General features: G+C 34.4%; 2 protein-coding genes. Both read left to right on the top strand.

Annotated elements, in window-relative coordinates:
- Positions 1 to 657: 657 nt before the first annotated feature.
- Complete coding sequence (locus HNP25_RS21460; protein WP_184137801.1) at positions 658 to 3,402, top strand: T9SS type A sorting domain-containing protein; 2,745 nt, start codon at positions 658 to 660, stop codon at positions 3,400 to 3,402.
- Positions 3,403 to 3,533: 131 nt separating this feature from the next.
- Positions 3,534 to 6,839: a T9SS type A sorting domain-containing protein gene (locus tag HNP25_RS21455; protein ID WP_184137799.1), complete on the top strand. Its 3,306-nt coding sequence runs from the start codon at positions 3,534 to 3,536 to the stop codon at positions 6,837 to 6,839.
- Positions 6,840 to 7,008 lie beyond the last annotated feature (169 nt).

Below are 7,008 nucleotides of genomic sequence, written 5' to 3'. Positions count from 1 at the left end.
CTTTACAAGAAACTTTTCAACTACTTTTAACGCCAGATTTGAGAAATTATCAACAATGTTTAATCATCAGCCCAGTTTAAGGGTTGAGCCAAAAACATTATTAGCTTTGTATAAGCTATTCTGTGTTCATTATACTGTTGAAAAAAGGAAAGTACTTTTTCACTAAAACTCAGCCTTTCGTGAAGTAAAAGAAAGTTATTTAATACGATGTCGTCGTTGAATGGGAAATCAGTAGAGAAGGTGAAAAAACAATAAAAAATAAAAGTATTGGACATGAAAATAATAGAATACTGATTAGTTTAAATGGACTTAATACTGAACTATTTTTTACAAACAGGTTTTCTTTCAAAGAATTCATTGGCTATTAATTTATTTGAGTAGTTAAAATTAAGTAATTTTTTGTGTGTACTGTTATGATTACAAAATTCAGATACTCTAAAATTCAAAAAAGGTTGGTTGTCGTGTAGCTTTTCTCTTAATTGTATAATATGAATTTTCAAATAAAGTACAGAAAGCATCTCAGATTATGGGATGCTTTCTGTACTTTTGTAGGATTTTTCTACGATTACACATCGATTCTTGATAACCAAGGCAACGCTTTTTTTACTAATTGCGTCATATACTTCACAAACAGTTTTATCTTTAAATTCAGTGAATATGTTTAATAGATTGTTACTGATATTTTTGCTCATCAGTATTCCTACATTATTGTTTGGTCAAATTACAATTACTTCTCCTGTACTCAGACAAGTATTTCAACGTAATTTGAAAAACGAAGCTATTGTTACTGTAGCGGGTACTTATTCTCAACCAATTGATACAATTCAAATACGAATGGTTCCTGTAAAAAGTGGACAAGGTATTGCGATAGATTGGACATTATTAAAAGCTAATCCGCTCGGAGGCTTATTTAAAGGCTCAATTACGGTAAAAGGTGGTTGGTATTCTCTGGAAGTAAGAGGGCTTTTAAGAGGTAAAGTGGTAGGAACTGTTTCAAAGATAGAAAAAGTAGGTGTTGGCGAAGTATTTGTAATTGCTGGACAATCAAATGCAGGAGGAAGTGGCTTGCGTTCTGCAAACGAAACCCCTGCTTCTGACGATAGAGTAAACTGTGCGGATTTTTTGAAAGATTTTGATGATAACATTTACAAAACAGCGTTCGACCCTCAAAATACAAGTTATATTACCTATACAACTTCTAATTTTTCAATCATACAGTTTTCTCAATTAAGTAAAAAAGTTACGATTGGTCCACTTGGTCTTGGACCATATTATTGGGGAAAAGTTGGGGATGCCTTAGCTTCAAAACTGAACGTACCGATTATGTTTTTCAATACAGGTTGGGGTGGTGCTTCGGTCAGAGCTTGGCGGGAAAGTGCAGAAAACCCTAATATGGCTGTGCTCAATGATTTTCAGGATATAGATGTGCCTACTCGATATTTACCTGTTGGCTTTCCATACGAAAATTTGAATGCTGTTTTGCGTTATTATGGTATCAATCTTGGTGTTAGAGCAGTACTTTGGATAGAAGGCGAAACACAAAATTTACTTAATCTGGAGGCTATCGCACAAGGAAGACCAGCACCTGTAACTATTGAAAATTATTTGGATAATCTTCAACGTTTAATTAAAAAGAGCCGTCAGGATTTAGGTACCAACAAACTGGCATGGGTAGTTGCTCGTACTTCTTATTCAAGTCAGCGAGGCTGCGATTCTATCATATCACCCCCAAAACCATCTCCAATTATCGTAAATGCACAAAATCAAGCGATTACAACGGAGTCTCTTAGACCTATCTTTCCTGGACCTTTTACCGACAATATTCAAGTAGATTTTATCGGAGAAAGAGACCGTTGTGTACATTTTTTGGGAAAAGGCTTGGATGATGTTGCCGACGCATGGATAAAAACCTTGACGGTAGATAATAAAGATTTCTTTGAAACTGTTGAGCCAATCTCAGCCGATACGATTCCAAGTATTACCCTAGAATGCTTATCAGCAGATTTAGTAAGATTAAGTTTACCGATAGGCTACCAACAATACCAATGGATTAATGAGGAAAACTACAAACAATATACTAGTAGAACTGTAGATGTTCCAGCAGGTAATTATATTGCTAAGGTTACTCGTGCCAATGGGAATATTATACAAATACCGAGCTTTACTGTAAAAGCAAATACTCCCCCCAAAGCACCCGTAATTAAAGCCATTGATGATGTTAATTTTTGTATTGGAACAAGTGTTTCGATACAGAGTACAACCGAAGCTGAAAGCCCTATTTATCAATGGGTTGGTGCTAATCCGAATATTACTCCAACCAACACAATTACCGTAAATACTGAAGGGTCTTATAAATTGAGAGTTGTAGATAAAAATGCTTGCCAATCCCCCGTTTCAAATGAAATAAAGTTGACGATAAAATCTCGTCCAGTAGCACCTACTATTTCATTTAATAGTTCAACTGAATTTTGTGATGAACAGAGTGTTACTTTGGTTTCATCAAACGAAGGAGCTTCTGACTATTTATGGAATACTGGCGAAACTAGCCAAAGTATTGTGGTAAAAAAAGCAGGAACATTTTTCGTTCAGACTCGTGGGGCTAATAATTGTTTATCACCAATTTCTAAAGATAATATTACAACTTTCGTTAATCCTTTGCCAAAGCCACCAACTATTAATGCTTTGAGTGATGTGGTATTTTGCGATGGTGCTAGTGTTAACCTTAACTTGACAGCACCAGATAATAAAAAATACACTTTTACTTGGGAAAGAAATAATGTTCTTACCAACAACAATCCATTCTTAATAAAAGTAACTGGCACGGAATTGGTTAGAGGTTTTGTAAGAGATGATAAAGGTTGTTTGTCAAAATCATCCAATGTAATTCAGACGACCAAAAAAGATAATCCAACACCAGTAAGTATTGTTCAAAAAGGAACTTATACATTAGGTGTAAGAACATCAATATTACCAACTGAATTTATTTGGAAGTACGAAGGAAAAGTATTGGCTACTTCTCCAAAAGATACTGTCATCAGAGCAATTGAAGCTGGAAATTATACAGTTCAAGCCAGAAATCTCTACCAAATTCAAGGAAGTGTTAATCCTTTAACTTGTATTTCAGAAGTAACTAATTATGATTTAAAAGCTTATAATGATAAAGGGCTGTCGGTATATCCAAATCCTTCAAATGGGAAATTTACCTTAGAAAGTAGATATGAATTAGAAAATACGATTATTACCATTTACAGTATAGATGGCAAACAGCTTTTACAAACTAAGATTGATGTGTTAAATTCTCAAAAACTCTTGGATTTGAGTACTTTGCCTGAAGGTTCTTACATTTTAAGAGCGACGAATAGTAATTTTAAAATTTCAAAAATGATACAGATTAGTAGATAAGGTCGTTTAGCATGAAATCTACACATCTAAATTTTATTATGTAATTTTACTTATCATGGATTTAGTAATAAGCTTTCTATGATAAAAACAATATTATCCTTGCATAAGATAAATTCAAAACAATAATTCTGATGATGTTATCCAAAAGAATTCTTTTACTGATACTAATAACCTGTTTCCCAACCTTAATTTATTGTCAGATAAAGATTACTTCACCGCAAAATAGAGCTGTATATCAACGTAATCAAGAGGGCTTTTCTCAGATTACGGTTTCTGGTACTTACGCTACGCAAATCGATAAAATAGAAGCCCGTTTAATTCCTGTCGAAGCTGGACAAGGTGAAGCTGTTGATTGGACAGTGATAAAATTTTTGCCGCTCAATGGAAATTTTAACGCTGTGATGAGGGTTAAGCAAGGATGGTATAGCCTAGAATTAAGAGGAAGCTTAAATGGAGCAAATATTGGTGGTACTTCAAGAGTAGATAGAGTAGGAGTTGGGGAAGTATTTGTGATAGCTGGGCAATCTAATGCCCAAGGAGCTTATTATATTCAAGGTATTGGAGCAACTGACGATAGAGTAAATTGCTTTTCATCTGCAACAAATATTGATTCTCCTGGAGATTCATATATTACTTTATCCTCATTTTCAAAATTAGAAGGAAATAGCAGGATAGCACCAAGAGGGAGTAATGGATGGTGCTGGGGAAGACTTGGTGATTTATTAGTTAAAAAAATAAATGTGCCTGTTGTGTTTTTTAATGCAGGGCTTGAAGGTACTTCTAGTGAAGAATGGGCATTGTCAGCTAATGGTAAAGAGCCGCTTAATCCATATACAGGTGAGAAATACAAAAACAATTTGCCTTATCAAAATATATCGGATGCTTTACATTATTTTGTATCACAATTAGGAGTACGTTCGGTTTTATGGTGTCAAGGCGAATCAGATAATTTCTTTGTTAATCAAAAATTAGTAGTAGATAGTGAAAAATATCGTTCAAATCTTCAAACAGTTATTAACAAATCAAGGTCAGATGCTGGAAAAGATATTACTTGGGTAGTTTCTTTGACTTCAGGAGGTTCTTCAACTCCTTGTAATTTTTGTAGTACACCAATAGTTACAGATGCTAATGTCATAAAAGGGCAACAAGCTGTTATTAATCAAGCTAACAATAATGTTTTTCAAGGACCCAATACAGACCTTATTCAAGTTACTGGCAGACAAGATGGAGTACATTTTAACGGTGTTGGTTTAGAACAACTTGCTACTGCTTGGAATAATGCACTCAATAATAACTTTTTTAACAATTCTAAGCCTCAATTACCAATTACTATTTCTGATTTAGCTTTTAGTTGTGGCAATAACCAAGTAAACGTAAGCTTGCCTGATGGCTTCTCAAACTATCAATGGTCAAATAATGGTTCTAATTTTGCTAGTGGAGTATTTTCAACACAACGCAATACAACACTTGCTGTAGGTACTGATAAAACGTATTATGCACGTTATCGTGATAATGTGGGCAATGTTATTCAAGTTCCATATATTTCTTTTGTAGGAAGTGCTGTTCCTTCTTCATCAATTTCTGCTAGTGGTGATGTAAGTTTTTGTGATGGAAATAGCGTAGCCTTGAATGCCAATGATGCCTCTATATATGAATGGAGTAATGGGAGTAGATCAAAATCAATAACAGTTTCTAATTCTGGAAGCTTTGCAGTTAGAACTGTCAATCAATTTGGCTGTCAGTCTGGATTTTCAGCACCCGTGATTACTACAAACAAACCTTTACCCGCTAAACCTGTCATTACAGCAGGCGGTCCAACTACTTTTTGTGCAGATACTGATGTTACTTTAACCTCATCAAACTTACAAGCGAACAATTATATTTGGAGTACAGGAAGTAACAGTCAAAATATCAAAGTTAATACTTCTGGAACATATAGCGTAACAACGGTAAGTTCACAAGGTTGTGCTTCTCCAATTTCAGATGGAATTCAAATTGTGGTAAACCCTTTGCCACCAACACCAAGTATCACTGCTAGTGGACCAACTACATTTTGTGCTGACACAGATGTTACGCTAGCTTCTTCGACTTTACAAGCTAATAAATATCTATGGAGTACAGGAAGTAGCACGCCTAACTTAACAATTACAGCTTCAGGTAATTATACTGTTAAAACGATTAGTACACAAGGTTGTTTTTCACCTACTTCCCCAGCTGTTCAAATTGTTGTGAAGCCATTACCTCCAAAGCCAACTATTACTCCGAATGGGCCAACTACATTTTGTGCTGATACCAATGTAGTACTTAATGCTTCTACTCTTCAGGCAGTTAACTATCTATGGAATACTGGAAGTAGTAGCCAGAACGTGAAAATTAATGTTTCAGGAAATTATACTATCAGAACAATCAATGACCAAGGGTGTTTTTCACCAAGTTCTGATGGGTTGAGAATTGTGGTAAACCCTTTGCCGCCAACACCAAGTATTTTACCGAATGGTCCAACTACATTTTGTGCTGATACCAACGTTGTTTTAACTTCAACATCTCAAAATGCAGTTAAATACCTATGGAATACTGGTGCTACAAACAATGCTATTAGAATCAATACGCAAGGGAATTATATCGTAAGAACAATTGATAACAATAATTGTTACTCGATTAACTCTCCTACAATGAGAATTACAGTCAATCAATTACCTATTACTCCCACAATTGTAACAAGTAAAGACAGCGTATTTTGTGATGGAGATAATACTATTTTGCAGATGAGTTTAGCTTCTGGAAATAAGCCGACATGGTTAGCTGCTCAGAATGGAACAGTAATAAGTTATGGTATTCAGAATCTGACAGTAACTCAGTCTGGCGCATTTCGTGCTTTTCAAACAGATTTAAATAACTGTAAATCTGTTATTTCTCCAAATGTTTATGTAGCAGTCAAGCCGAATCCTCCTAAAGTAGATTCAATTGTTCGTTTAAGCCCTTATTCTGTTGCAGTAAATGCTATCAAAGCAGACCAATATGTTTGGCAAGTAAACGGTGTGGTAAATAATACAATTTCAGGAAGTCCTATTAGGTTTACTGAAGAAGCAAATCTGAGTGTAATTGCTAAAAATGTGTATAAAACACTTTTCTATGGAGATAAATTTTGTTTTTCTCCAGCATCTAAAGAATACATTTTTAGATATTATGACGACCGTGGCGTATCAATTTATCCGAATCCAAGTAATGGGATTTTAAAGATTGAAGCAAGATACGATTGGAATAATACAACTTATGAAGTATATGATTTATTAGGAAGAATGGTAAGAAGAGGTACAATTACTTCTTTGGATACTAGCAGAACCTTAGATCTTACGATGTTGCCAGAAGGCGAGTACATATTGAGATTAAATACAGAATCTCTTTTAATTGCTAAAAGGATAATTATTAATCGTTAGTTCGATTATATAAATCATAAAAAAAGCTCGATTTCAATTTAGAAATCGAGCTTTTTTATGCTTTATATTTTTGCTAGGCTTTCCTTGAAAATTGTTTTTCAATATTCATTCATAATAAAATCCACTCATATTCTGGGTGGATTTTTCATTTTATTTGAGGTGATTTACT

It is taken from the genome of Arcicella rosea (assembly GCF_014204325.1).
GTDB lineage: Bacteria > Bacteroidota > Bacteroidia > Cytophagales > Spirosomataceae > Arcicella > Arcicella rosea_A.
The sequence above is the reverse complement of the archived record's forward strand: the minus strand, read 5'-3'. Positions and strand labels throughout refer to the sequence as shown.

What these genes read in the sequence shown, in the direction of transcription:
- HNP25_RS21455 (WP_184137799.1), top strand. Translation starts at nt 3,534, where the DNA reads ATGATGTTATCCAAAAGAATTCTTTTACTGATACTAATAACCTGTTTC.
- HNP25_RS21460 (WP_184137801.1), top strand. Translation starts at nt 658, where the DNA reads ATGTTTAATAGATTGTTACTGATATTTTTGCTCATCAGTATTCCTACA.